Genomic DNA, 26,154 nt, shown 5'->3' on the forward strand with positions numbered 1-26,154 from the left:
GGTTCTTGGGGTTTTATAAGTAATCAAGCGGACATGATATTAACTCTGTGTCGCGCCAGTTGCTTCTCCCTACAGCCCTTTGGGCATCCTACGGCAGGCGCTAGCCTCTCCCTTTAGGAGAAGGGGAGACGCTGCGCGTAGCTTGCTTCCCCGTAGGAGTACAAGTCGGGGAACCCGCCCAACGCACTGGCTTCTCTGTGCCTCTGTGGTTAAATAAAAGATTTTTTAACCGCAGAGACGCAGAGGGCGCAGAGAGAAAAAAGAGATTTTATAAGTCACCTTGCAAAGACTAATGTTTTTATTTAGGTAGTCAGCAGCCATTCAATTTTGGATTTTAGATTTTAAATTTTTCCTTCAATCCAAAATTTAAAATTCAAAATCTAAAATTGAATGATTCCTTTGAACTGCTAAACACCAGGGGTAGATCCGCCATCAACGATAATCTCTGTTCCTGTAATCGATGCAGCAAGATCAGACACCAAAAATAATGCCAGCGCAGCAATTTCATCTGGCTGGGCGATTCTTTTTAAAGGAATACTTTGGATATTTTGTGCCTTCACTTCCTCGACAGTGATCCCTTGCGCTTCGGCATTCTGCCGAGCTAAAGTCTCAGCACGCTCAGTAGCTGTAGCACCGGGCGATATGGCATTAATGCGAATCTTGTACTCGGCTAACTCTTTAGAAATGCCCTTTGTGAAGTTGAGCAGAGCTGCATTGCTTGTGCCACCAGCTAGGAAGTTAGGACGAGGTGTCCGTTTTGCACCGCCAACTATATTGACAATCCGCCCATCACCCCGACTTTTTTGATGGGGGACGACGGCTCTAACTAGGCGGATATAGCCCAATAATTTTAAGTTCCAAGCATCCAAAAATAAATCATCAGTTGATTCTAGGAAAGATCCAGCACGGGCTGAACCTGCATTATTAATCAAGATATCAATCTGACTTAACTGGGCCAAGGTAGTTGAAACAACTTTCTCAACATCTTCAGCTTTAGTCAAGTCGGCGCTGATAGCAATTACTTTCGCCCCTAGTGTGGGTAGAGACTGGATGTCAGCTACTGCATTTTCTAGTCTTTCTTGATTGCGGGCTGCGATCACTACATTCACACCCTCACTATAGAGTGCTTTGGCGGTGGCTAAACCAATTCCGGCACTTCCTCCGGTGACGATTGCTGTTTTACCTGATAGTTTTAGCTCTAAACTCATACACAGTTACGCTCAAAAATGTAATTTACTTGCGAACCAATAATATTGCCGATTGAGAGCCTGTATTGTGGATGTCCAAGATGACTTGGCTTTCCCCTGATGTACAACCCAGAAGTATTTTGATTTCTGTATCCCGTTTTTCCAAGTCAACACTACAAATGACGGCGGTGACTTTTTTACCAGACAAACTACTTATCCAGACATCGATATCGGCTTCATCTCCAGAGCGAGTATTTTCCAAGTATCCATAGTCCAGTGGATAAACTAAGGATGGATAATGTGGATGTGATGTCCCTTTTGGGCGATCTATCTTGAGATTACTAGCGGCTACAAGCTGATCTAGTTTGAACCAGAAGTCAGCATAATTCGTAATACTCAATTGGAAATGTGCAACACAGCTTTGCCAGGAAAACGCCTGTCGAGTAGTTGTTGCGCTACATCAGCTATTTGTGTCCAAGAAGCTTCTAAATCAATGTGAGGACGCAACTGACCTGCTTCTACTAGACTCAAAAGCCGTTTTAGACCGACTGCGGCTGATTCAAATCTCAGTTCATCGAACAGACGTAAACCATACAGGCTTACACTACCAGTCCCAAAGAATTGGGCAGCGTTGAATGTCACTTCATCTCCCCCAGACACTCCATACAACACAGTTTTTCCATCCTGTGCCAGTAAGCTAAGGGCTACCCCCAAAGTCTTACCACCCACTGACTCTATAATTAGATGATAGGGGCCATACTCGCTTGCGGGTGAGAGGTCTTCGCTAATCACCACCGATTGTGCCCCTGCTTCCTTGACCAGAGTCTCATAGCCAGCCTGCCGAATGTGTGCCACGACGTGCGCCCCTGACAGCCGCGCCAATTGGATAGCAAAGTAACCAACACCTCCTGATGCACCTGTAACCAGAACTGGGCGACCTAACAACGAACCGCCTTTAAGCACAGCATGATAAGCGGTTAAACCTGCTACAGGCAGTGTGGCAGCTTGAGCAAAGGATACCGATGGTGGCAGTTCTGCTAAGGCGTTGGTGGCAACAGACACGAGTTCTGCCCAAGCACCGGCACGGCGAAAGCCAACTACACGCGCCCCTTGGGGAGGCCCTGAACCATCGGCAGCGGGGGTTTCTACCACACCTGCCAAGTCCCAACCAGGCTGCCAACCAGCCTCAGCAGAAGTTGAACGTTTCACCTCTCCCCGATTCAGGGAAATTGCTGCTACCCGCACTAAAGCTTCATCTGGAGCGGGCTTTGGTGCAGTCACTTCACTCAGTGCCAAACGCCCCGGCACATTGGGATCAACAATCACAGCACGTATTTTGCTCATAAGGTTGCCCTGGCTTAGAGATTAATTTCTAGTTCGTTGGTTCGCAATGTACTGCCTGCAATAGATAAGCTCGATAGATTAACTATTTCTTCTTAACTGCAAATCCTGTAACTAGGTTAACAAAATTTCATAAACTACGGTAACTTAATAGGCTTATAGTATTTTGTAGAATGTAAAAAGAAACCTATCACAGACAGCCGAAAGAATCAAGCACCTTGCAAAAAGATTTGTTTCATGAATGCTTGTATCTATTGGTGTGTTGTAAGCTAGTCGCTGTCAACCTCCTACCTGACTACGAGAAGTCGCCTTTTAAGCGTCTATGGATTCTGGTGTGAAGTATGAGGAATTTAAAATTAATAAATTTTATCTGTCTTATCCGATAAAACTCAAGCGTTATTTATGGATAAATATTTTAGCCCTTACTGTATTATTGGCTATGATTATGCTAGGAAAAACTCTGTAAAATCCGTTATTAAATATCCTATTTTCAACATTTACAATTAGCGCTCTGGCAGGATGAGTTTTTGACGGTAATACTAATTTTAAGCAGTTGAAAAAATCCGCTGGTTTTGGTTTGGGATCAGTAAATTCTCTTGATGGAGAAATGATTAGATTTGATGGCAAGTTTTACTAAGTAAAAGTTGATGGAGTTATCACAATTCCAAAATGCTAAAGTAGAAGTTGATACTCTATCAAAAGTTGAGATAAATTTGGTCGTTTTGGGCAAATTTGACCAAGCTGATTTGGGAGATGGCAAACCTACTAAAATCAACAGAGTTGAACGGTAACTAAATATTTTTGGATTAAAGCTATGTCACTATCAGAAACTATTGCAAAACAAAAGGATACCCGTCCCCCTGTGGCGATTGGTCATGTGAGATTACATGTGAGTAATGTATCGGAGGCTAGCGATTTTTTTATCAAGATAGGGCTGCGGCTAATCACCCAATCAGAACAATTAGCTGTTTTAGAATTACGGGGAGGAACGCACTTAGTTTTGAGAACAACTTCAGAGGCGATCGCTCCTGGAATGAATGCGCCTTTTGATCTGATGGTAGATGATGTTTCTGTCACCAGAGAGACTTTTAGGAAGTGGGGACTGACTGTTTCTGAGATCGAACCAGGCAGAATCCACAGTTCATTTACCTTGACTGGGCCAGACGGCTATCTATTGAAGTTGACTTCTTCACATACAGGTGGTAGAGAAGTTTAACAATGTTAGTCCAGGGTTAGATCACAAGATGAAAATATACTCTCAACGACTCTGTTTAGAACCACTAAAACCGGATCATGCCGAACTGCTTTTTGATGGATTACAAAGTGCGAGTATATACGACTTTATTGAAGATATACCGCCACAAAGTGTTGAATCGCTTCGCGATCGCTACATCGTGTTGGCACGTCGTCAATCACCAGATGGAACAGAAATTTGGTTGAATTGGGCTGTCTGGTCTTTTGTAGAGAAATGCTACGTTGGATATGTTCAAGCAACAATTACTGTAGATAACAGTGCAATCCTTGGATATGTGTTTTTTCCTAATTCATGGGGAAAAGGTTATGCACGCGAAGCGGTGAAGTGGATGATTAATTATTTAGTTGAGACATACCAAAATCTTAATTTTTGCGCTGAAGTTAATGTTCAAAATCACCGTTCTATTGCTTTATTGCATAATCTGGGATTTGTCCGCTCGACATTTTTTCAAAATATTCAGTCTAACCAAGATGAATTTAACCACGAAGTACAGTATCGAAAAGGCTGATAGATAATTAAATTCAAATTAGATAAATCTTAGAGTGTTTTGCATTTTTCAACACCAGGTTTGCACAACATGACCCTTCAACTGTTGTCCTAACCAAGGTGTATTTTGTGAAAGTGTATAAAGGCTTTTCCGTTCGACTTTCCAGATTTTCTGGGGATCAAATAAAGTAAGTTCCCCTGGTTGATCAGGTACGATCGCACTGATTTTCTGCCCCAAACACTCTGCTGCACGGCTACTCAATGCCCGCCATAATTCTAAAGCTGTAAATTCCTCAGTTTCAACGAGATGCTGCCACAGCAAGGGTAATGCTAACTCGAAACCAATTGCCCCAGCCGGTGCTTCGGCAAAAGCTTGGACTTTTTCTTCGTAGCTGTAGGGTGTGTGGTCAATAGCGATCGCATCTATTACACCCGCACGCACCCCTGCACGCAACGCTACAACATCACTGGGATTACCTAAAGGCGGGTCTAAATGCAAGCTGGTGTTATAACTCTTAACTGCTTTTGTATCAAGTAAAAGATGCATCCATGTAGTGCTGGCGGTGATGGGTAAACCAGCAGCCTTAGCTGAGGCAATTAATTCCACGCTGCGAGATGTGGAGACACGCATAATATGGACTGGTGTGCCTATGGTTGCAACCAATTCTAACAAAGCTGCGATCGCAGTAGTTTCAGCGCTGGCGGGTATTGGGGGTAAACCGAAACGCAGAGCATCAGGCCCTTCTCTCATTACACCATTTGCTGCTAATTGGCGATCGCTAGGCCAAAATGCTACTGGTTTACCTAACGGCTGGAGATACTCTAACACTCCCTGCACCAGCGCCAAATTTTCTAAGGGCTTACCATCCGTAAAACCAACAACTCCAGCAGATGCTAAATCTGCCAATTCCGTCATTTGCTTCCCAGCAACATCTAGGGTGATAGCACCCCAGAGATGAAGCAGGGGGAGAGGAGAAGATAAGGGAGAGGGGGGGGACAAGGGAGAGGGGGGAGACAAGGGAGAAAAATTGCCTCCTTGTCCCTCTCTCCTCTGCTGCAACTGTGCCACAAGCGCAGGGTTATCAATAACTGGGGATGTATCGGGTAAAATGTTAACTCTGGTAAAGCCGCCAGCAGCAGCAGCTTGTAAAAAAGATGAGAGGGTTTCCCGTTCTTCAAACCCTGGTTCACCAGAGTGGCTATACAAATCCACTAATCCAGGACCAAGAACTAATCCCTGACAATCTCTGATTTGAGTATCAGAACTGATATCAGAAATGCGCGAAGCCACAGCTTGGATATAACCATCAGCAATCAGCACATCAAAGAGTTCGTCGATTTCAGAAACTGGGTCAATCACCCGTACTTGTTGCAGCAGTTCAGTCATAAAACTTTTTAGTTATGAGTTATGAATTAGGAGTTAGGAGTTAGGAGTTATTTGTTCCTCCCTCATCACTTCTCACTTTATTTGTCACTCCTGTACAGACGCGATTAATCACACTTTTGTACAGACGCGATTAATCGTACTTTTGTACAGACGCGATTAATCGCGTCTCTACTCCTAACTCCTAACTCCTAACTTTATTACAATGCCCCTGCTGCTGTTTTATCTAGTAAGCCTCCACCCAAGTGAGTGGTGATGTTCATCGCTTGCAATACTGGTAAACCATCGATTCCAGAAGGGTAGTCGATAACACTGACTGCGCCATTACCTTGGCGAAAATTCCAGAAATTTTCCAGCGATAAACCCAGAATATAACAAAGCAACGTTTTGTTAGTAGCGTCATGAGCTACTACTAATACAGTTTTAAATTGATTACTTGATGCAGCTTGCACAATTGATTGCCAAGCTGCAACGCTGCGCTCCCACACTTGTTGCAAATTTTCCCCTTCAGGCATTTGCACTTGGGCCGGTACTATCCGCCAGCGCTGCAATTCTCCCGGAAACTCTTGCTCTATCTCTGTTTCTAATTTCCCTTCCCAGAGTCCGTGGCTGATTTCTCTCAAATCATTTTGCAAGTCTAACTTTACATTAGGATGGTGTTTTAGAATAATCTCTGCTGTTTCTTTAGGACGTAGCATTGTGCTACTTACGGCAAAATCAATCGCTACCTCTTGAAGAAATGCGCCTGCTTTTTGCGACTGTTGTCTGCCGTTGTCGTTGAGGGGGACATCAATTTGCCCTTGAAACCTGGTTTGGCGATTCCAGTCGGTTTCGCCGTGACGCACCAGTAATAACCGTATTCCTTGATGATCCGGTCGTAATGAGGGTAAAGATTCTCCGGTGTGTTGCGTCTGATTTAACGACTCTAGCTGGACTGGTTCGCCCAATCCCCCAGCAAAATTTAGTACGGTGATGCCACAGTTAGATTGCTGTATTGAATGGTACCGACTTGCAGGGATGGATAGCGCTGTGCTAATCAGGGCGCGATTAATGCCGTTATGTCCCACAATGAGAATAGTTTCGCCTTGATGGTGGGATAAAGTTTCTTGCCAAAATTGCCGTGCTTGTTCGTATAAAGCAAGAACGGGAAAATGTTCTCTTGTCCCTTGTGCATCATTAAGCAGCATCCGTAGTTCGTCGGGGCGTTCGTGCCAAGTGCGGTAGTCTTCGGCAAATTTATGTTTAACTTCAGCAGTCAGCAGTGCTTCCCATAAAGGTAGATCAATTTCCAGCAGCAAATCAGAAACTTGGAGTACAGCAGACTGTCCAGAATGAGTAACTAACTCACTATAGATAATATCTGCTGTGTGTTTGGCTCGTTGCAAGGGACTGCTGTAAATGGCATTAAATAAAATATTGCTGAGGGCTTTGCCTACTTTACTGGCATCGTTACGACCTTTTTCGGTTAATATTGACGCATCAGTGCGCCCTTGGATACGCCGCTCGGTGTTATAACCACTTTGACCGTGGCGCACAATGATGACACGAGTCATCTCAAAGCCCTCCTGTATTTAGACGATTAATTCTACTGCAAAATGATTGCAGAATTATCGACTCAGGAACGCGGATTGAGTCAGTTGCAAAACTTTATTCTCGTAGGGGAAGCAGAATCAGCAGCAATAACCGCCGTTGTATTAACGATTTTCCCTAATAAAGGTGTTTTTAGTCAAGCATAAATATTGACTCTAATACCATTAACAAAAATCTTTACAACAGATGAATGGCTGTAGGGGCGTACATTTGTCATGCGTGTCAACTTAAGGTTAAAACTCCTTTAAAATCTCGTTTCCAGTCTCTGGCTGGAAATGTACCTCATAGCGGCTCTGCCGCAAGTCTTGAGGCAGCAGCCCCCGATTAGGCATTAAGAGTCGGAGACTTCTTCTCGAGGCAATTTCTGAAGGACTTATATCATGTCCGCATAATTTAGTTATGCTAACCACAGTCATTGCACCCACCTCCAACCCCTGCCCCCTAGTATCACACAAGTCAAATTACCCCCCTTAATCCCCCCTTATAAAGGAGGGAAATAGGAAATTTGGTTCCCTCCCCTTTATAAGGGGAAGGTTAGGGTGGGGTAAAACCTTGGTTAATCAGCTATTTCAGACTTGTGTGTAAACCGTAGCCTTAATAAAGAGAGGGATTAAAGTTAGGATAGGGTGAGGTTTTGGAGGACTTTTGGGTAATTAGATAACTTGTGTACACTACCGTAGCCATGAGCGACTGGCGTGGGTTAGGAGGGATCAATTACACTCAAAACTACAGCGTCAACCTTTATACCTGATTATTTTCTTTGTATATCTAACTGCACTTGTAATCCATCATTGTCATTCCCAGACTGAGCCGGTGTTAAAAAAACAGAAGTGTCTGGCTGTGATAATGATTCGTTAAAGCGGAGTTTGACTGGAGTTTTATTGCCTGTTCTATTATTGTTTGAGATGCTTGCTGGATTAGTTCGCTCAAAAAAGCTTCCAAAGTCATCTTGGGCTGTTCTCCGATCAATTCCAACTAGAGAATCACCAGTTAATCTGTATTGTTCTCGATTTGAGCTTGATACTGGTGACTGGGCGTATACTTGGCTTCCTAAGCTTGCAAAGGCTGCCGTAATTCCCAACAAAGCAATAATTTTGGTGTTCATTTGTTTTATCCAAATTATCTTTAATATTGCTTGTCTTTATTCTCTGGGTAAATTATTTTAATTAACTCTATCTTAGGTTCTATTACAAATAATTGTATTGCGTATACACTTAGCTTGTCAATGATTCCTGCTCTATACAAACCTACTTACACTGTCTTCAGATTGTTAAATTTATACAAGTTGAACAGTAAGTTTATCTGGTTTAGTTTCCAAGCGATCGCAGTTAAGTTCGTTGAGATATGCCAGCATTAAATCAAGGATGTTATCAGGTAAATCAATGGCATTCCCTTCTTTGGTGGTAATCATTGTCTGATGACAAGCTGCTTCTCTACGCAAAGCGTAGAAAAGCTTGTGTACTGGCGTGCTTCACGTTCATCTAGCAAAACTTGCCATTCTCCAGTTTCTAGCGCTAAGGCAATTGCTTTGCGTTCAGCATTATCTAATTCTGGTGGGATATTGAATGTTATTGTTGAAACTGAGATAACTTGCAACCATCAAGCAGCGATCGCTGGCAATATAGCAGTCCTAAATCATTTATAAAAAGTTAGATCCCCGACAACTTTTACGAAGTCAGGGATCTGGACAACGCAAATTTTCACAAATTAGATAGGATTGCAAGGTTAGTAGATTGCAAACTTTCCTCAAAAGTAGAATCACTTCATAAAATCTAGAATCCAGTTGAGGCAAAAAAGCGATCGCTTTATCTTGTTGGTGGTAGGAATCTTTGCTACTTTTAGAGGACTTACGCAGAAGAGATCCCCCAACCCCCTTAAAAAGGGGGCTTTTAAGATTCCCCCCTTTTTAAGGGGGGCTAGGGGGGATTAAGCTTTCAAGTTTTCAGTGCGTAAGTCCTGTTTTAGAATAAAAGGATGTCTAGCCAATGCCTAACGTTGAGAAAATCAGTGTTGCTCTCACACCAGAAATGGCTGCTTTTGTCCGTGATGTAGTGGAATCTGGCGAATATGCCAGCAGCAGTGAAGTTATCCGGGAAGCATTAAGGGACTGGAAGCAGAAACGTCTATTGCAGTTACAGAATATTAATGAAGTACGCCGTCTTTGGCAAGAAGGAATTGACAGTGGTGCTGGGCAGTATACAAATATTGAAGTTATTAAACAGGAAGCCCGTAGGCGTTTAGGTCAAGTTTCTCAATAAGGATGCGTGATTCGTGGGACGTTTTATCCGCACTGCTAAAACCGAAGAAGACCTGATTGAAATATGGATTTACATTGCGGCTGATAATCCAACAGCATCTGACAGGTTACTTTACCAAATTGATACAAAATGTCAAATGCTAGCTGACAACCCAGAACGTGGTCAAGCACGTCCTGATATTGCGCCAGGGTTAAGGTATTTCTCGGTTGGTCGCTATCTGATTTTCTACCAGAATATCAGCAAAGGTATTGAAATTGTGCGCGTTGTGCATGGTGCAAAGTATTTGCCCGGTATTATTTACTGATAAACTAATTGTTTTCTCCAATCTCAATCGCCATCACCAATCTTTTAATTACGAATTAGTTGTTTAATTAATCGCCATAGCACAGAAAGCGATGAAATTGCGACGCCGAATAGCCCGTCATAGTGCTGTTGTTATATTAATACCTCGTGCTAATAGTAAGGTGGCAATTAAAATATCTACATCTTCATCAACATAAACCTGAGCAAAAATCGTCATTTTTGATTGAGTCTGGCTTTGATAGCTGGATGGACTAATTCATCAGGAACATGATTGCGCTCGATATATTCATTGATTTCTACTTGATTGTCTAGATAAAAACTCAGAGCATCAAAGACTTGGGCTAAAGTTAAATGAGGTAAATGTAGCGGAATTTCTTCTGGTCTAATCCCTAAACGCCAATTTTCCACGATCGCTCTCACAGGTGTTCTCGTGTTTGCAATAATTGGTTCACCAGACAAAATTTCAGTTTGCCGAGTGACCTAGCGAGAGGTGGTTGTACTGGTCATACTGATTAAGTTTTTGCAGTATTTTTCTTAAACTAGCACAGTATTAATTGAACAGCGATCGCTCAAGGTTAGTAGATCGCAAACTTTCCTCAAAAGTGCGATCGCCTGAGAAAATCTAGAATACAGTTGAGGCAAATAAACGTAGATGCTTCCTTAGCCAATACGCTTGGGATAAGATCCCCCCGCCTGCGGCGACCCCCTTAAAAAGGGGGTAAATAGGAGACAAAGCCCCCCTTTTTTAAGGGGGGTTGGGGGGATCTCCGAGAGCCAAACATACATATTAACCGAACCGTATTGCTTCCTCGGCTTGTCGTTAGACATCGCGCAAAGCCAATGTTTTAATTACGAATTAATTTTTTAGCCAATCGCCACAGCAGAGAAAAGGGTAAAATTAGTATCGCTCTTAATATTTGCACAAACTGAGCTAATCGACGTTTCCTAATAGCAGGGGGAGTAGATTGGCGTTGCAGTATTGCTAGATTTTCTTGAACCGTTACCGTACTAGGATGATTAACGCCTAACACCCGTTGGCACATTGCCAAAGCTTTTGTGTACAGAGGTTCGGCTTCGCTGTAGCGTCCTTGGTTATTGTAGAGCAAAGCTAAATTGTTCAAGCTAGTAGCCACATTGGGATGGTCACCAGCAAACAGGCGCTTTCTCATTGCCAAAGCTTTTGTGTACAGAGGTTCGGCTTCGCTGTAGCGTCCTTGGTTATTGTAAAGGAAAGCTAAATTGTTCAAGCTAGTAGCCACATCCGGATGGTCGCCAGCAAACAAGGACTGGCAAACATTTAGGCATTCTTCACCCCAAGGTTCTGCTAATTGATATAATGTTTGTCCCTCGTAAAATCTTTTTATCCCTACAAATATCCAAATTACTTCATCGCTGGGAACTGATGCCAGAGAAATTATCTGTGCCTGTTTTGCTTCTTTTCTCTCTGCAATTAAACGGTTTCCCAGGTCTTCGAGATGGGGAACGATATCTTTGATGCTTTCAATCTGCTCAGAAGTGGCAGAATAAGGAAGGATTTGAGCTTTGGCTATCATAGCACTGGCGAAGGTTGTTTCCAAAACTGATTTCATCTCGCCAGCATCGGCTAACTGCGCTTGCAAAAACCACCGCACTAACGCATGAATTTTATAATATCCTGCTCTTTCTTCTACCAGTTGCAGCAAGTTGCGCCCGTAAAGTTGCTTTTTAGCTGCGTTTAATTCATTTTCTGACCAAGTTAGCTGTCTTTCTTCCTGATTTTCTGCTTCCCCTCCACCTATCGCTACCCAAATAACCAAATCCCAAAGAATCAGTGTAGGAGAAAATAAACTCAAAAATATTCCTAGTTGTTGCGCCAGTGGGTCGAGTTCTGACCAAGTTAAAGCAAAGGCAGCTTTGACTCCCAGTTGAGTTGAGTTGAGAGTTTCCCGGTCTTGTAAAGCTGACTCTGCTAATTTATATTCTTGCAATCGTCCAAACATGATATTTAAAGATATGTTCGGGTCGCCTAATAAATAACCTCCTACTAACTCTATGCCCAAAGGCAAATATTCCAGACATTCACATATTGCTGTTGCGGCTTCTGGTTCGTTTTCAACTCGCCTATCTGTTACCCCCAACAGTCGTTTTAACAGTTCTAAAGCTTTGCCTGGTTCTTTTTGAGGCGAGAGAACATCTAAAGAAATCTCTTGAATAAAATTCGGGTCTAAATGCCGCAGTCGAGTAGTAATTAAAACTCGGAAACGGTTATCTTGGGGAACGACTTGGCGGAGGTTGTCTAAATCAGTTACATCATCGAAGACAATTAAAATCGGCAAGTTAGAGTTAGGATATCTAGACCAACACCAGGCGACTTGTTCTTTAAGGCTTAAAAGTGTTCCTCCTAATTCTTGGGGAATTTCAAAACTAAACTGCAACCGGAAAACCTCTAAAACTTCGGCGGCGAGATTGGTTTCTCTATCGTTAAACCAGGTAATGCCACCATAATATTCTTGATATCGTTTTGCATATTGGGTGGCTAATTCAGTTTTGCCCACGCCACCCATTCCCGCTATTGCTACATAGTCTTTGCGCTGCAAGCCTTCATGCAGCATTGTCAGTTCCGTTTCTCGCCCAACGAAATGAACAGAACCGCGATAAGGAATAGATTTTGTGGGAGTTAGCTGTTTCTGCCCGTTAATAATTTGAGTGCCAATATTAACTTGAGCACCAGGGGCAGCAAAAGCACCAATTTTTTCGGCGAACTTCCCGGAGTCTTCAGGCATACATAGTTAAATCTTGCTGTTCACAAGAATTGAAAAACCTCTCTCCGAAACGGAGCTATCGTGTATACACAAGTCGTATTACCCCCCTTAATCCCCCCTTATAAAGGGGGGAAACCGAAAATCTAGTTCCTTGTTTGGAGCCAGATGAACAGGCTCAAAGCCGAAACTTCCCTTATAAAGGGGAGAAACCGAAAATCTAGTTCCTTGTTTGGAGCGAGATGAACAGGCTTAAAGCCGAAGTTTCCCTTATAAAGGGGGGAAACCGAAAATCTAGTTCCCTGTTTGGAGCGAGATGAACAGGCTCAAAGCCGAAGCTTCCCTTATAAAGGGGAGAAACCGAAAATCAGTTCCTTGTTTGGAGCGAGATGAACAGGCTCAAAGCCAAAGCTTCCCTTATAAAGGGGAGAAACCGAAAATCTAGTTCCCTCCCCTTTATAAGGGGAGGGTTAGGGTGGGGTAATACGAGAGTCTCAACCCAGATTTCAAGCTATTTCAGACTTGTGTATACACCGTAGCCGAAACAGAGAAAGGCTTTGAATCTTACTCCTCTTCCCTTGTAGGGAAGGGGCTGGGGGTTAGGTCACACGATAACTTTTGCTAATAATTTAAAAAGACATATTTTGAATATTTCCTGTTCCACCTGGCATTACTACCTGACCAATTTTGTCTGCCAGTTTTTCTAAGTTCGGCATAGCTAGAATTTCAGCTAATTTAGGATTTGGTTCCGCTTTAGCTGCATCTGCCAATTCCTGTGCAGCTTGAGCCACTTCAGGATTAGCTTGAGCGGCAGATTGCACCTCTAGTACAGCTTTGCCATAATCAAGTGGTTGTTCTGGTGCTTTCTCTATCGCAACTACAGTATGGGGAGAGTGTTTTTTGAGGGTGACGAGAAACTTACTAGTCTTATCCAATAAAGTTTCTGTTACTTTTTCGGTTGTTTTTTCTAAAGCTTTAGTGGCAATTATAGTGCCGATCGCGATCGCCGCAGTTTCAAGTATCATAATCTTGCTTTGACTATGTGTATCCTATTTACTTCTTAACACACCGCCTTTATTTTAAATTCCGCAACTAAGTTAATAAATTTAGATTTAGCTGAAGTCTTTCGGGTATTTAGATATTCCAGTATTGCTTTTTCTACACACTGCGTGTAATGTCTACTCTTTTTGAGTGTCTGGCGGTGCATTAGACTAAAGCTGTAACGCATCCTACTGGCTCTAAGAGGTTGTTTGAAAAGTGTTTCGCTGTGACTTTAGATTCTTATTGATCCCCCCAACCCCCTTAAAAAGCTACGGTGTACACACAAGTCGAATTACCCCCCTTAATCCCCCCGATGAATTGGGGGGAAACAAGAGATTCTCGTTCCCTCCCCTTTACAAGGGGAGGGTTAGGGTGGGGTAATTCGAGGACTGGTAGTGATTCGATAACTTGTGTGTACACCATAGCCTTAAAAAAGGGGGAACCAGAATCAAAGTCCCCCTTTTTAAGGGGGATTTAGAGGGATCTATAACTTTTGATACCGACAAGAGGACTTTTCAAACATCCTCTAAGTATAAAATTACGATTTTCATCAACAAAATCGTGATTTTCATCAACAAAATCACGATTTTCATCAACAAAATCATGATTTTCATCAACAAAATCACGATTTTCATCAACAAAATCACGATTTTCATCAACAAAATCATGATTTTCATCAACAAAATCATAAATTTTGTGATAAATACTGACGCTTACGTCATCTTAGATACTATTTTATGAGGATTTTACTGAACTAAGATCCAGCTTTAGTAAGGCAAACTAGCTTTAAAGCAGAATGAAAGGGATACATTTATGCCTCGTCAAAAACGTACATACCGCGTTCTAGAAAAAGCTGAATTCAGAGCGGCGGGACTCAAAGCAATCGATCCCAGTATGGATTTTGGAAATGCTCGCAACTTGCAAAGCATGACAGAACTAATTGAGCACTACCGTAACAAAATAGATGCTTATAATACTGCTCTAGCCGTGATAGACTCTTCTAGAACTGAGATGGACGAATTGGACAAAACCTTAAGTGACCTCACTGAGAAAATGCTGATTGGAGTTGCTTTTAAATACGGCAAAGATAGCCGTGAATATGAAATGGCGGGTGCTGTTCGGAAAAGCGATCGCATCCGTAAAAGTACAGCAACACGCTTAAAGGCGACTCCAGAGGAACCAGTTAGTAATAACTCTAAAACTGCATAATCTTGTCTGTATTTAAAGTATATTCTTTGATGCCAACTTAATAGCAATTTTCAGGTAATTAAAGTATATGGTAGGGTTACACAACTAGCAGTGCAACCCTACAGGAGATTGTGTTTCAAATAGATCAAAAGACAATTCTGCTCATTGGCGATCGTATACTTCCAAAGTCAACGCCACAAAGTCAACCTCAGAAACTTTCTCTGGTTGTGAGTGGAACAATAAATGCTAATCGCTGTCATTCTTGAATTTTGCATCTTTTTGTTGTTTAGAGCCGCAATGAACATAAAACTCAATGATTTTTGCTGCTTTGTACTTAACTTTAGTCATCAGAATGTTTACGGAACTATATTAATTTAAATCTAAATAAAATCGGTAATTTTCATGAGGTATTACAGATAAAAGCTAATTAAAATCAACTGTAAATATGCTCAGATTTTTGTTAAATCAAGCAACAATAATCAGGTAAGCATAAAACTTTTGCTTGAATTAGATGCTATAAGATAATAGTATTCCAATCTCTTTTGCAGTTTACCTTATATCAATGCCAAAATATCAATATATATTTTCAACAAAAATAATAGTAAGCAACCATGAAAGTGAGCCTAACAGTACTACAATTATCGGGAATTTTAGATAGAACTAGAGGTAATGAACTACGTCGGGAAATTAGTGGACTTCTGGCAAATGGAACCAATATTTTTTTGCTTGATATGAAAGAAATAAAGTTGATCGATAGCACTGGTTTAGGTGCTTTAGTCTCAGTAATGCAAATGGTACACAATACTAATGGTAAACTTTTCCTCTGTTCTATTAGCGATCAAGTCAGGATGTTGTTTGAAATGACTAAAGTGGATAGAATTTTTAAAATCTTCACTGACCAAGAGGAATTCAATCGCAAAGTATTGGTAATCTTGAGTGGGGACAAAAAGGGCTAGTACCACAAGGCGGAAGTTACAGCGTATTTCAGGTAAGTGAAGTACACGGGGGTAGGGGCACAACATGTTGTGCCCCTACGATTATCTGTACCTCACCTTGGCGTAGCCTAAGAGGATGTCTGAGAAGTATCAAATATTTGTTGATCCCCCCTAACCCCCCTTAAAAAAGGGGGATTTAGGGGGATCTCCAAGGGTTAGATGTATACAAAAAAACTTTTCAGACATCCTCTAAGAAGAGAAGTTGCAATCTGCTGTATCATGAGGTGTAGGAACACGGCAATGCCCATTGGTGTCAACTTAAAAAGATTTTGCCCATATTTGTTGGGTGTAAGCGTCAATCTCAAGGGTGGCACTTACGCTTAGTTTTAACTAATCCAAACAGCTTTTGATGTTCCAGAAGATAAAGAACCGCCTCACTAGCATCACCACGGAGAACAGTTTGGAAAAAATGGTATAAACTGCGAAAAACTATCTCTGTAGAAATCAGGTCTAGGGTTGATTCAATGCAAGAGTGCTTCCCTTCGGGAGGCTGCGCCAATGCGATCGCTGCCATCCTGGCTTTCTACACAAGTAAAATCATCACCCATCCCATTAACACGGTGATGAATATTGCCCAAAGAGTTACCTAAGAAGCTAATTTTGATTTGCAAGCACCTGTCATTGTAGTAGAAAAACATCAGGGTAAAATTACTTGCCAATCTGAGTTAAATCGAGGTACAGAGTTTGCGTTGGCTCTACCGATTTCTCATCCTTAAGCTAGTAGCTTTTAAAATTTTATTTGTTCATGATGAAGCTTGCGTGTTTTAATCTTTTAGTAGACTTACGAAAGTCCGCCTACACAAAAGACTTCAAGTCAGTTTTGGCAAGCTTTTTGAGAACAAAGAGAGAAACAAACTTATGGGACTTTTCGATCAAATTCTTGGTGCCGTCGCTAATCCTAATCAACAGGGCAGCTTAGGGCAACTTGGAGGTATCATTAACACTGTACAGCAGTTGAGCGATCGCACTGGTGCAGACCCTTCTACCATCCAATCAGTCTTGTCTATTGTCGGTGGTCAAGTGCGTTCTGCTTTACAACAAAAGCAAGCCACAGATGGTAATGAAGCTGCACAAACTCTAGTGAATCAATATGCTGGGACTTCACCTAACCCCGAAGCTGTCGATTCGCTGTTTTCTCCTCAGATACAACAGCAGGTAGCTGAAGTTGCTGCCCAGCGCACTGGATTGGATGCTGGTATAGTTCAACAATTGCTGCCTTTAGCAGTACCTTTGGTGCTGAATTTTTTGCAATCAGGTGCTAATGCTCAGAATCCCCAAGCTGGCGGGAATCCTGTACTGAATTCTTTTTTAGATGCTGATGGTGATGGTGATGTCGATATCGCTGATGCCATCCAAATGGCTAGTCGCTATATGAGACGGTAACAATTCCTAACTCCCTTAGATGTCATTTATAAAGTAAAAAGAAAATTACTGTCGGGTGTATTAGGCGCATATTTTGATATGCTTGATCACAAAAAACATTACTCTCGGCGATCATGCACTGCTATAGAAAATGGTGCGTTAGGCTAAAGCCGTAACCCACCCTAACTTTTGATTTACTTTATAAATGGTCTCTTAGACATTGGCAATTAGACCTTGCTAGATATTTAGCTAAGACATAGGCTGAGAAGATAGGAAATTTGCAAATATAAATCAGACAATCTATGTCTAAATTTTTTGACTCTATCACTGACGAACTGCAAGACTTTATTGCTGCCCAACACCTTTTCTTTGTTGGCTCTGCACCCTTAAGTCCTACGGGTCATATTAACATGTCTCCTAAAGGTTTAGGCTGCTTTCGCATCCTCTCTCCCAACCGAGTTGGTTACTTAGACCTCACAGGCAGCGCTAACGAAACATCAGCCCATTTGCAAGAAAATGGGCGGATAACCTTCATGTTTTGTGCCTTTGAGGAACCCGCCTGTATCCTGCGTCTTTACGGTCAAGGAAACACGATTTTACCGAATTCTCCAGACTGGAATTCCCTGTACTCTTTGTTTTTGCCGATACCTGGAACTCGTCAAATTATCGTCGCTGACATTGAACAAGTACAGACTTCCTGTGGTTTTGGCGTACCACTCTATGAATATCGAGGTGAGCGCCAGACTCTAGTAAACTGGGCTAGTAAAAAAGGTGAAGAGGGAGTTCGAGAATATCAACAGCAGAAAAATATCGTCAGCATTGACGGTTTAGCAACACCACTGAGTAAATTACCCTAAATTTGACAAAAGCGGACTTTAGGGCAGTGAGACAATCAACTGAGTTGGTGGCATCTCTTTCAAAATGAAAATTGATTTTTAAGCTCATAGCCCTTCGCTTGTAGGGTGCATTATGGCGTTAAGCCTAACGCATCGCCTAAGAGTTAACAATTCAAAATTCAAAATTCAATTTGAAATTGTTAACAAGTTTTGGGGGTTTAATTTAATATGCTTGGGTTAAAAAGAATAGTAGGTTGGGTTTCGCTGTTGCTCAACCCAACAAAATTTTGATAATGTTGGGTTTCGTTCCTCAACCCAACCTACAGATATTATAAGTGTTTAACCGAACCTAATATAAATCCCCGTCACCAAACGTAATTGCGAATTAGTTTATGACCCTTTTGGGTTGGTGTCACCACCAATTATTACTTGGAACAAGTTTCCTAGTAAAGAGAAAAACGCTGAAACTAACACTACCAGCATTAAACTAGCAAGGGCAGCAAACGGAGAGATGATGAATAAGAGTAAGAGTGCAAGCATCAAAATCGTTAGTAATGTCTTATTCATCTTTTTTCACCTTTAATAGTTTCTATTCTCAAGCTAACCAACTAAGCCATGAACTTAACCACAGTCTACAGAAAGAATTAGTCTTAGTTCTCAGGTTAGATTTTGCAACAAAATTTAGTGCCATAGTTTAATTTCTAAATCAAGCATCTGTCACCTGCCCTCTGTTCGACTTAACCTGTCCGCGCTTACTTTTGTAATCAAGGCGCTTTCTTTGAGAACTGCGAGTTGGTTTGGTGGGTTTGCGTTTTCTCGTCACTACAACTGCGCTTTGAATGAGTTCTTGAAGTCGTTTCAACGCTGACTCCCGATTGTTCTCTTGGCTTCGGTGTTCCTGCGCCTTGATTACGATAACTCCTTCTTGGGTGATGCGTCGGTCATTCAGCTTTAAAAGCTGTTGTTTATAATAATCTGGTAATGATGAAGCCATAATATCGAAGCGCAAGTGAATCGCAGTGGAAACCTTATTCACATTTTGGCCTCCCGCTCCTTGCGAATGAATCGCACTAATTTCAATATCACTCTGTGGGATAATAACTTTGTTGGAAATTTGCAGCATTACTCACAAGGCAAAAGAGGAACTTTGAAATTTGGGATAAAAATCCTTTACTCAGTTTGTTCGGGAAAATCTATTACTACGTCTTGGTCTTCATTGTTGTTCAAATTCACCTCTAAAGTCTGTCCTTCTATTGTCACTTTATCACCTGGTACTAATCGCCGTCCTCGTCGGGTTTCCAGCATACCATTTACTTGGACATCGCCACCTTGAATCATCAGCTTGGCTTGCCCTCCAGTTGGCACTATACCCATCAACTTTAAAAATTGATTTAACTTAATTGTGTTATCTCTGATTTTCTTCATAGTAAATAAAACTACATCACCTTAATTGTATCGTGGCGTTATCAAGGCAAAGCGTAAATCTGTTGCACCATATAATCAGCTAAGTACAGCATTTCATTAATTTTAGGACTTATGCATTAAGAACGTAAAAACAAAGTTTGAAACTGCTTCTCTACGAGACGCTACGCGATCACTATCGTTGCGTATGCCTTTCAGGCACGCTACGCGATCGCAATGATATAATTTCGTCACGGTGTGTAAGTTCTAAATTCGTAGTGAATTAAATTCGGCGATACTCTATAATGCCAATGCGTCCCTTTAGAATGCCTTAGCGAGTCTTCTTACAAGCGGAGACGCCAAAGGCGATAGCGTAGCGAAAAGCCTGCGGCATGGCAACTCTTAGAGACGCTACGCGTAGCTTGCTTCCCCGTTCGCAAAGCGTCCCGTAGGGAAGGGGTACGCTTAGAGCGAGTCATCGTCATCGTTCGCGCAGCGTCTCGCAGAGAGCGTCACGAACGTCATAGCCCGTCGTAGACATCGCTATAACGACAAAAACAGTAATACCAGTTTATTATCTATAATGTTGATCGACAAAACTGTCAGATATAGGTTAAAAAACTAGTCTGGAAAGTTCTTTTAGTGTGTTCAGGGGACTGGATCTATGATTAAGCTTGGTTTATTAGTACAGTCCCAGAATAACTCTTTGGGTATAGGAAAAGTTACGGAAATATCTGATCCCAATGCGAACGTTGAGTATTTCTGCTCAATAGGGCAACGTCTCCAAAAAACTTTACCTTTAAATTCGCTATCTGAAGTCAGGCTTGAACCCCAGGCTCGATGCTATATCAAGTCCCAAACCCAGGATAAATGGATAGTTGGCAGGATTTTTATCTGGGATGAAGACACAGAAATGTATCAAATTGATTTACCAGATAAGAAAACTGCGATCGCTTGTGAAGAAGAAATTTACGTTCGTTGCAATTTACCCAACACAGACCCCATCGAAACTCTAGCAATGAAGGGTCACGAAACGCCTTACTTCCACGACAAAAGACTGGCTTTTGTGAAATCCTTGATTCAGCAACGCGCTGTCAGTCGGGGGATGACGGGACTGATTTCGGCAAATATTAATCTTTATCCTCACCAAGTTGAAGTTGTGCGGCGGGTACTGGAAGACCCAATTCAACGCTATTTGCTAGCAGACGAGGTGGGACTAGGAAAAACCATCGAAGCAGGTGCGATTCTGCGTCAATTCCTCCTCGATGAACCAAAAAAAGGTGCGGTGGTCATAGTTCCGCAATATTTGCTCAAACAATGGCGGCTGGAGTTAGAAAACAAGTTTTACATTTCCCATTCTGGCAAACGGGTAGCGGTGCTAGCGGTTGAAGATATTCATAAAATCAACCTGAAAGCGAGGATAGGCTGCTTAATTTTAGATGAAGCCCATCATATCGCAGCAATGGCAACCTCTAAGGATGCAGCAGTACGCCAGCGTTTTGAGACTTGCAAAGATATTGCTCATAAAAGCGATCGCTTACTTTTATTATCTGCCACTCCTGTTCTCAATCATGAGCAGGATTTTCTGGCGATGTTGCACTTGCTCGACCCGACAACCTATAAACTTGGCGATTTAGCAGGTTTTCGTGCCAAGGTCGAAAGCCGTCAGCAAATTGGTAAAGTTCTGCTTTCTTTTAATCAAGGTGCAGAACCTCTTGTTCTCAAAAACAACTTGCAGCACCTGCGAAACCTGTTTGCTGAGGATAAGTATTTACTGAAGCTGGCAGATGATTTAGAAAATTTACCAGCAAATTCTACTGAGCAAGACCAAATAGTCCAAGCGATTCGCATCCATGTCAGCGATACCTATCGACTACATCGGCGAATGCTTCGCAACCGTCGCGCTGCGGTGGAAGATGTCATATTTGACCGCAATTTTACGCCGAAACAAGAGTATGATTTAGACGAGCGATCGCCTGATATCCACGAACTGCTCAATCAATGGCGTAGTGTTGCTCCTGGTGAAAAGCAATATCAGCGAATTTTTCTGCTGTTATTCCTCGCTTCTGGTACTTGGTTAGGCATTTTAGAACAGGTAATTACTGCGCGTTTAACTGGTAAACCTGATTCTAAACTCATCCAGGAGTTTAATGAAGATGATGTTCGCCTATTAACTACAGCCCCTAAATTCTCAGGGGAAGAAGAGATTCTGCAATCCTTACTAAAAATTATTCGTCAACCTCAAGAAGACGGAGAACGGACGGAAAGTTTGAAAACAGTGCTGCTGAATCAGCTAGGTACGCACTTCAAAATTCCCGCAAACGTTCGGAAGAATCAAAACGAATTCATCACGAGAATACAGCAGAGAATTCTAAGACCAATTACTGGCGATATTCTGCCCAAATTTATTGTATTTACGAGTTTTGTCCAAACTTGTGCAGAAATTGTCCGGTATTTGTCTGATACCTTTGGTGCTCAGACAGTAGCCAGCCATCAATTTGGGGAATCACCAGATAAGGTTGAGGAAGGCTTAAATAGGTTCAAGAATAACCCAAACTGCTTTATTTTAGTATGCGATCGCTCTGGAGAAGAAGGACGTAACCTCCAATTTGCCGATTGGTTGATTCATTTTGACCTTCCTTGGTCGCCTAATCAATTAGAACAGAGAATTGGCAGACTTGACCGCATTGGCAGCAAAATTGGCGTCCAATCCTGTGCCTTGATTGGCCCCTATTTAGAAGATAGCCCTCACAATGCTTGGTATCAAGTATTGAAAGATGGGTTTGGTATTTTCCAACAATCAATTGCCAGTCTCCAGTTTTATGTGGATGAGAAACTTGCAGAGTTAGAAACAGTTTTGTTTCAATCAGGTGCTGCTGGATTGTTAGAAATGATTTTGCCGATTCAAAAACAAATTGAAGCTGAAATAGCAAAAATTAGCGAACAGAATGCTCTAAATGAAATTGACGCTAACGACGAAATTGCAACCCAATATTTTCAAGATTTAGATAATTACGATGCTTGTCATCTAGAAATTAAGCGAGCAATTGAAGGCTGGATTTGTGACGCACTAGGATTCAGGGCACTCAATAACCCAGATTCATCGGAAATCCGACGTTATCAACCGACAACGCGGACATTGGTTCCCATAAATGAGTTAAAAAATCGTTTTGCTGAGAGTTCTTTAGACCAATTTGGTACTTATAATCGCAGGGTAGCAAATCAGAATTCTGGTATTAAACTCTTTCGGATTGGGGAAGGATTTGTCGAAGCCCTCTTGAACTATATAAACTGGGATGACCGAGGTGAAGCCTTTGCGATGTGGCGCACTGATACATCTTGGGATGCTAAAGAAGGGAAGGAGTGGTTTGGTTTCCAATGCAATTATGTAGTCGAGGCAAATTTAAAAATTGCCAAACAAGTTTTAATCAATAACAAACTAGATAATTCTCAATTCAAAAACTTGCAGCGACGTGTTGATGCTCTATTTCCACCAATTATAGAAACTATCTATGTTGATGGTCGCAAGCAGCCAATACGTGTTGTTGAGGATAAAGCCCTCTTAAGCATCCTGCAACGTCCATATAAAGATAAAAACAATAATCAAGGACGAGATTACAATCTGGCAAAAGAGCGCTTAGGAATTATTGACGATTTTGTTGACCCTAGTAAATGGCAAAATTTTTGTTATCAAGTGCGGAACACTTCTTCAGAATTACTCTCCAATCGCCCCGATTTTATTGACTTATGTCAAAGTTGTGCTCAGGTTGCCGAAAATAAATTAGCCAATAGAGTAGAACAATTACACCTGCGCCTGAACCAGCAAAGTTGGGATAATGCATTAGCTGAAGAATTGAAGATAGAAACTGCTTTAAATGCAGCCATTCTAGAGGGAATTCGCCAACCTCAGATTAGACTTGATTCTGTCGGTTTTATTATTGTATCGGGGCGATCGCTTGTGCAATTTGAGTGATATGGTCTCTGGTTAGATAGCCATAATACCCGCATTAACCCCGCCTGCAAAGAGGGGTTAATGCGGGTTTATATTATCGTTATCGTTAGCATTATGTGTTCGCACCAGTAATTTACTACGGAATATAGAATTGGTTAGATTTGATCAAAGAACAAACAGAATCGTAGTTTTGATCGGTGAAACAATTCAGGTAGAGATTCTTAGGAATGGAGAGGAGATTATCGGATGAGCGACTATTTAAATTTGTCAGAAAAAGAACTGCGGGAATACGTCAAAGCCAACCCCCAAGATGAAGAAGCATTTCAACATTTCCTCAGTATTATCAGAGCCAAGCCAGGGCGAGTAGTGGTCAGCACTGATGAATAGCTAGAGGCAGAGCTTAAAAAAAGACTGGCATCCTAAAATCGCTAAAAAACTCCTACAAGGTACGATCAAGCCCTAGAGAGTACATCTGTAGGGTTTTTTTGGTTTTAAAGGGTGTGGTCACTAACCTGGAATGGTCTACTACGGTGATGGCAGTGGGGAATTGAATTTTGTTATTTTTGACTTTACCTGAAAAATAAGTAAGTATTAACACTAGTGATACTGAAATGAAGTGATTATAGTAAAAGTCAAAAATGAAACGTTCAAATCGCCTTGCTTGGATAGGAGCGATCGCACTAGCAGCGATCGTTTTACTTAGTTTGCTCGCGGCTCCCAATAATACTAAACTTAACACTGGCTCTACCTATAATCGTGCCTCTGATGGCTATGGTGCTTGGTATGCTTTTATGCAACAGCAGGGTGTTTCTATCAAGCGCTGGCAAAAGCCTTTTAGTGATATTCAGCCAGAGAACAGCCCAGTTACTGTTCTACAAGTAAGCGGCTATCCAAGGGAGACGATACTGGATAGTCAAGAGCGTGAATGGGTAGAAAAAGGGAATACTTTGGTAATTTTGGGTGCAGGGGCGCGGGTTACAGAAGCAGAGTTTAGCACCATGCAGAAATCTCCCCAAGGTGATATCAAAATTGATACACATAGACGATATAAGAAAGCTAACTCCCAGCAAGTTGATTTAGGCGATCGCTTTGGTGCTGTTGTCTGGGAAGAAAATTACAAAAAGGGAAAGGTGATTTTTTCTACCACTCCTTATTTAGCTGCCAACGCTTATCAAGATTATTTAAGTAATTTCAAGTATCTGGCTAATTTGGTTACTGAAAAAGGTAACACAGTATTTGTCGATGAATACATCCACGGCTATAAAGATGCCGATGTTAGGAAGAAAGAAAGCGAAGGAGATTTATCTAGTTTTTTTGCTAAAACTCCTTTATTTCCAATATTAGTGCAAGTAGGTATCCTACTATTGATCCTAATTTGGGCGCAGAATCGCCGCTTTGGCAAGCCAGTAGCTTTAGATACACCCGTTGTAGATAACAGTGAGGCATACATTCAAGCTTTAGCTGGAGTCTTGCAGAAAGCTGATACCACCGACTTTGTTGTACAGATGGTGGGTAAACAAGAACAACTACAACTCCAAAAAGCTTTGGGATTAGGACAAGTACTTTTAGAACGTGAAGCCTTGATCAATTTCTGGATAGAAAAAACAGGTGCAAGTGCAGCAGAACTAGATGCAGTTTTAAAGCTACAATCTGGCAAACAACCCATCAGTGAACGAGACCTGTTAAGCTGGTTGGGGAAATGGCGAAGCCTGCGGGAAATTCAAAATTCAAAATGACGCTCTCTACGAGACGCTGCGCGAACGCAGACTCTCGTAGAGAAGCCATGCCGCAGGCTTTACGCAGCACTAACAAAATTCAAAATTAATTTTTGGAATTATGCATAATATTTCTGCATTAGTTATTTATCAATAAAAAAATATGAGCGAAACTCATCCTATCTTAATTCGTCTTGGTCAAGGTCTTAATCAAGTAATTGTCGGACAATCTAGCCTAATACAGCAACTTTTAGTAGCACTGCTAGCGGGTGGACACGTAATTTTGGAAGGAGTACCGGGAACTGGTAAAACCCTCCTAGTAAAAGTGTTAGCGCAGTTAATCCAAGGGGAGTTTCGCCGGATTCAACTAACACCAGATGTTTTACCTTCAGATATTACAGGTACAAATATTTTTGACTTGAATAGCCGCAATTTCACTTTGAAAAAAGGGCCAATATTTACTGAAGTGCTACTAGCAGACGAAATCAACCGTACTCCTCCTAAGACACAAGCGGCGCTACTGGAAGCCATGGAAGAGATGCAGGTAACGTTGGATGGTGAAAGTTTGCCTTTACCAGATTTATTTTGGGTGATTGCAACCCAAAATCCCCTGGAATTTGAGGGGACTTATCCCTTACCAGAGGCGCAGTTGGACAGATTTTTATTTAAGCTAGTGGTAGATTACCCCGATCAAGCTGCTGAAAAGCAAATGTTACTTAATCGTCAGGCGGGTTTTGCAGCACGGCGTTTGGATATTAGCCGTTTGAAACCAATAGCAACAGTAGCCGATATTTTGCAAGCACGACTTGCAGTCAAAGAAGTTAAAGTATCAGAAGCGATCGTTGATTATTTGTTGGCGTTGGTTAGAACATCGCGTCAATATCCTGATTTAACTTTGGGTGCATCGCCTCGCGCCGCCGGTGCATGGTTGCAGACATCTCAAGCCCTAGCGTGGTTAGCTAAAAGAGATTTTGTGACGCCAGATGATGTTAAAGCAGTTGCATCGCCGCTGCTACGTCATCGCCTCATTTTGAAACCAGAAGCGATGCTGGATGGTTTACAAATGGATGCGGTAATTGCGTCGGTAATTAATCAAGTACCAGTTCCAAGGTGAAAAAATTC

Annotated in this window: 30 protein-coding genes and 3 pseudogenes; 17 read left to right on the forward strand and 16 right to left on the reverse strand. The window is 41.9% G+C overall.

All coding sequences use genetic code 11. The features are described from left to right. Positions 1-407: 407 nt before the first annotated feature. From V7K48_RS06135 to V7K48_RS06145, 3 genes are read right to left on the reverse strand one after another with little or no spacing between them, the layout of a single operon-like run. Complete coding sequence (locus tag V7K48_RS06135; protein WP_335070573.1) at positions 408-1,208, reverse strand: SDR family oxidoreductase; 801 nt, start codon at positions 1,206-1,208, stop codon at positions 408-410. A 25-nt stretch (positions 1,209-1,233) separates the two neighbouring features. Further along, positions 1,234-1,587: a hypothetical protein gene (locus V7K48_RS06140; RefSeq protein WP_335070575.1), complete on the reverse strand. Its 354-nt coding sequence runs from the start codon at positions 1,585-1,587 to the stop codon at positions 1,234-1,236. Beyond that, a complete protein-coding gene (locus V7K48_RS06145; RefSeq protein WP_335070577.1) occupies positions 1,584-2,531 on the reverse strand; it encodes a zinc-binding dehydrogenase in 948 nt (315 codons plus the stop codon). Before V7K48_RS06145 ends, V7K48_RS06140 begins: the two co-directional genes overlap by 4 nt. Positions 2,532-3,063: 532 nt before the next feature. Between V7K48_RS06145 and V7K48_RS34880 the strand changes: the two are divergent. The 4 genes and pseudogenes from V7K48_RS34880 to V7K48_RS06160 all read left to right on the forward strand — a co-directional run. Beyond that, positions 3,064-3,165, forward strand: a pseudogene (locus V7K48_RS34880) (acetolactate decarboxylase); the annotation flags it as partial. A gap of 10 nt (positions 3,166-3,175) precedes the next feature. Beyond that, positions 3,176-3,319: a hypothetical protein gene (locus V7K48_RS06150; protein ID WP_335070579.1), complete on the forward strand. Its 144-nt coding sequence runs from the start codon at positions 3,176-3,178 to the stop codon at positions 3,317-3,319. 23 nt (positions 3,320-3,342) lie between these two features. Then, positions 3,343-3,744, forward strand: a complete 402-nt coding sequence (locus V7K48_RS06155; RefSeq protein ID WP_335070581.1) for a VOC family protein — start codon at positions 3,343-3,345, stop codon at positions 3,742-3,744. A 28-nt stretch (positions 3,745-3,772) separates the two neighbouring features. Next, the gene (locus V7K48_RS06160) at positions 3,773-4,291 is read left to right on the forward strand and encodes a GNAT family N-acetyltransferase (protein ID WP_335070583.1); all 519 of its coding nucleotides are present in this window, start codon (positions 3,773-3,775) and stop codon (positions 4,289-4,291) included. 48 nt (positions 4,292-4,339) lie between these two features. Here V7K48_RS06160 and V7K48_RS06165 read toward each other — a convergent pair whose 3' ends face one another. Further along, positions 4,340-5,656: a dihydroorotase gene (locus tag V7K48_RS06165; protein WP_335070585.1), complete on the reverse strand. Its 1,317-nt coding sequence runs from the start codon at positions 5,654-5,656 to the stop codon at positions 4,340-4,342. Positions 5,657-5,853: 197 nt separating this feature from the next. Further along, the gene (locus tag V7K48_RS06170) at positions 5,854-7,206 is read right to left on the reverse strand and encodes a histidine phosphatase family protein (protein ID WP_335070587.1); all 1,353 of its coding nucleotides are present in this window, start codon (positions 7,204-7,206) and stop codon (positions 5,854-5,856) included. A 42-nt stretch (positions 7,207-7,248) separates the two neighbouring features. Between V7K48_RS06170 and V7K48_RS06175 the strand changes: the two genes are divergently transcribed. Further along, complete coding sequence (locus V7K48_RS06175) at positions 7,249-7,389, forward strand: hypothetical protein (RefSeq protein WP_335070589.1); 141 nt, start codon at positions 7,249-7,251, stop codon at positions 7,387-7,389. Between the two features lie 605 nt (positions 7,390-7,994). Here the strand turns inward: V7K48_RS06175 and V7K48_RS06180 are convergent. Both V7K48_RS06180 and V7K48_RS06185 read right to left on the reverse strand, forming a co-directional pair. Continuing rightward, entirely contained in the window at positions 7,995-8,348 is a 354-nt protein-coding gene (locus V7K48_RS06180; RefSeq protein WP_335070591.1) for a hypothetical protein, read from the reverse strand. Between the two features lie 171 nt (positions 8,349-8,519). Then, on the reverse strand, positions 8,520-8,654 hold the full coding sequence (locus V7K48_RS06185; protein WP_335070593.1) for a hypothetical protein: 135 nt from the start codon (positions 8,652-8,654) through the stop codon (positions 8,520-8,522). Positions 8,655-8,660: 6 nt separating this feature from the next. On the opposite strand from V7K48_RS06185, the gene V7K48_RS06190 reads away from it, so the two are divergent. The 3 genes from V7K48_RS06190 to V7K48_RS06200 all read left to right on the forward strand — a co-directional run bounded on the left by V7K48_RS06190 (position 8,661) and on the right by V7K48_RS06200 (position 9,805). After that, the gene (locus V7K48_RS06190; protein WP_335070595.1) at positions 8,661-8,888 is read left to right on the forward strand and encodes a hypothetical protein; all 228 of its coding nucleotides are present in this window, start codon (positions 8,661-8,663) and stop codon (positions 8,886-8,888) included. Positions 8,889-9,228: 340 nt separating this feature from the next. Continuing rightward, the gene (locus V7K48_RS06195) at positions 9,229-9,501 is read left to right on the forward strand and encodes a type II toxin-antitoxin system ParD family antitoxin (RefSeq protein WP_335070597.1); all 273 of its coding nucleotides are present in this window, start codon (positions 9,229-9,231) and stop codon (positions 9,499-9,501) included. A 13-nt stretch (positions 9,502-9,514) separates the two neighbouring features. Then, positions 9,515-9,805, forward strand: a complete 291-nt coding sequence (locus V7K48_RS06200) for a type II toxin-antitoxin system RelE/ParE family toxin (RefSeq protein ID WP_335070599.1) — start codon at positions 9,515-9,517, stop codon at positions 9,803-9,805. A gap of 212 nt (positions 9,806-10,017) precedes the next feature. Here the strand turns inward: V7K48_RS06200 and V7K48_RS06205 are convergent. From V7K48_RS06205 to V7K48_RS06220, 4 genes and pseudogenes are all read right to left on the reverse strand, one after another. Next, a pseudogene (locus tag V7K48_RS06205) lies at positions 10,018-10,272 on the reverse strand (DUF433 domain-containing protein); the annotation flags it as partial. Between the two features lie 377 nt (positions 10,273-10,649). Then, positions 10,650-12,566: a tetratricopeptide repeat protein gene (locus V7K48_RS06210; protein WP_335070601.1), complete on the reverse strand. Its 1,917-nt coding sequence runs from the start codon at positions 12,564-12,566 to the stop codon at positions 10,650-10,652. A 605-nt stretch (positions 12,567-13,171) separates the two neighbouring features. Next, positions 13,172-13,567, reverse strand: coding sequence for a hypothetical protein (locus V7K48_RS06215; RefSeq protein WP_442949411.1), 396 nt, complete (start codon positions 13,565-13,567; stop codon positions 13,172-13,174). Positions 13,568-14,098: 531 nt separating this feature from the next. After that, entirely contained in the window at positions 14,099-14,260 is a 162-nt protein-coding gene (locus V7K48_RS06220; RefSeq protein ID WP_335070603.1) for a hypothetical protein, read from the reverse strand. A gap of 136 nt (positions 14,261-14,396) precedes the next feature. Between V7K48_RS06220 and V7K48_RS06225 the strand changes: the two genes are divergently transcribed. Both V7K48_RS06225 and V7K48_RS06230 read left to right on the forward strand, forming a co-directional pair. Next, positions 14,397-14,792: a hypothetical protein gene (locus V7K48_RS06225; protein ID WP_335070605.1), complete on the forward strand. Its 396-nt coding sequence runs from the start codon at positions 14,397-14,399 to the stop codon at positions 14,790-14,792. 590 nt (positions 14,793-15,382) lie between these two features. Then, positions 15,383-15,727, forward strand: coding sequence for an STAS domain-containing protein (locus tag V7K48_RS06230; protein WP_335070607.1), 345 nt, complete (start codon positions 15,383-15,385; stop codon positions 15,725-15,727). A 297-nt stretch (positions 15,728-16,024) separates the two neighbouring features. Here V7K48_RS06230 and V7K48_RS06235 read toward each other — a convergent pair. After that, positions 16,025-16,274: pseudogene (locus V7K48_RS06235) on the reverse strand (hypothetical protein); the annotation flags it as partial. Next, positions 16,228-16,425: a hypothetical protein gene (locus tag V7K48_RS06240; protein WP_335070609.1), complete on the reverse strand. Its 198-nt coding sequence runs from the start codon at positions 16,423-16,425 to the stop codon at positions 16,228-16,230. The gene V7K48_RS06240 and the pseudogene V7K48_RS06235, both read right to left, overlap by 47 nt. A gap of 199 nt (positions 16,426-16,624) precedes the next feature. Between V7K48_RS06240 and V7K48_RS06245 the strand changes: the two genes are divergently transcribed. Continuing rightward, positions 16,625-17,149, forward strand: coding sequence for a DUF937 domain-containing protein (locus tag V7K48_RS06245; protein ID WP_335070611.1), 525 nt, complete (start codon positions 16,625-16,627; stop codon positions 17,147-17,149). A gap of 281 nt (positions 17,150-17,430) precedes the next feature. Then, on the forward strand, positions 17,431-17,985 hold the full coding sequence (locus tag V7K48_RS06250; RefSeq protein ID WP_335070613.1) for a pyridoxamine 5'-phosphate oxidase family protein: 555 nt from the start codon (positions 17,431-17,433) through the stop codon (positions 17,983-17,985). A gap of 369 nt (positions 17,986-18,354) precedes the next feature. On the opposite strand, the gene V7K48_RS06255 is transcribed toward V7K48_RS06250, so the two are convergent. From V7K48_RS06255 to V7K48_RS06265, 3 genes are all read right to left on the reverse strand, one after another. Next, the gene (locus V7K48_RS06255; RefSeq protein WP_335070615.1) at positions 18,355-18,531 is read right to left on the reverse strand and encodes a hypothetical protein; all 177 of its coding nucleotides are present in this window, start codon (positions 18,529-18,531) and stop codon (positions 18,355-18,357) included. Between the two features lie 139 nt (positions 18,532-18,670). Next, positions 18,671-19,087, reverse strand: coding sequence for an alternative ribosome rescue aminoacyl-tRNA hydrolase ArfB (gene arfB / locus V7K48_RS06260; RefSeq protein WP_335070617.1), 417 nt, complete (start codon positions 19,085-19,087; stop codon positions 18,671-18,673). Positions 19,088-19,134: 47 nt separating this feature from the next. Beyond that, positions 19,135-19,389: an RNA-binding S4 domain-containing protein gene (locus V7K48_RS06265; protein ID WP_334973661.1), complete on the reverse strand. Its 255-nt coding sequence runs from the start codon at positions 19,387-19,389 to the stop codon at positions 19,135-19,137. Between the two features lie 640 nt (positions 19,390-20,029). On the opposite strand from V7K48_RS06265, the gene dpdE reads away from it, so the two are divergent. From dpdE to V7K48_RS06285, 5 genes are all read left to right on the forward strand, one after another. Continuing rightward, positions 20,030-23,338, forward strand: coding sequence for a protein DpdE (dpdE, locus tag V7K48_RS06270; protein WP_335070619.1), 3,309 nt, complete (start codon positions 20,030-20,032; stop codon positions 23,336-23,338). 70 nt (positions 23,339-23,408) lie between these two features. Beyond that, positions 23,409-23,567, forward strand: a complete 159-nt coding sequence (locus tag V7K48_RS34885; RefSeq protein WP_442949412.1) for a DUF6888 family protein — start codon at positions 23,409-23,411, stop codon at positions 23,565-23,567. Further along, the gene (locus V7K48_RS06275; RefSeq protein ID WP_335070621.1) at positions 23,564-23,704 is read left to right on the forward strand and encodes a DUF6887 family protein; all 141 of its coding nucleotides are present in this window, start codon (positions 23,564-23,566) and stop codon (positions 23,702-23,704) included. The genes V7K48_RS34885 and V7K48_RS06275 overlap by 4 nt, the downstream gene beginning before the upstream one ends. A gap of 251 nt (positions 23,705-23,955) precedes the next feature. Next, positions 23,956-25,053, forward strand: a complete 1,098-nt coding sequence (locus V7K48_RS06280) for a DUF4350 domain-containing protein (protein ID WP_335070623.1) — start codon at positions 23,956-23,958, stop codon at positions 25,051-25,053. 142 nt (positions 25,054-25,195) lie between these two features. Next, positions 25,196-26,146, forward strand: a complete 951-nt coding sequence (locus tag V7K48_RS06285) for an AAA family ATPase (RefSeq protein ID WP_335070625.1) — start codon at positions 25,196-25,198, stop codon at positions 26,144-26,146. The last annotated feature ends 8 nt before the right edge of the window (positions 26,147-26,154 follow it).

Source organism: Nostoc sp., assembly GCF_036919615.1.
GTDB lineage: Bacteria > Cyanobacteriota > Cyanobacteriia > Cyanobacteriales > Nostocaceae > Nostoc.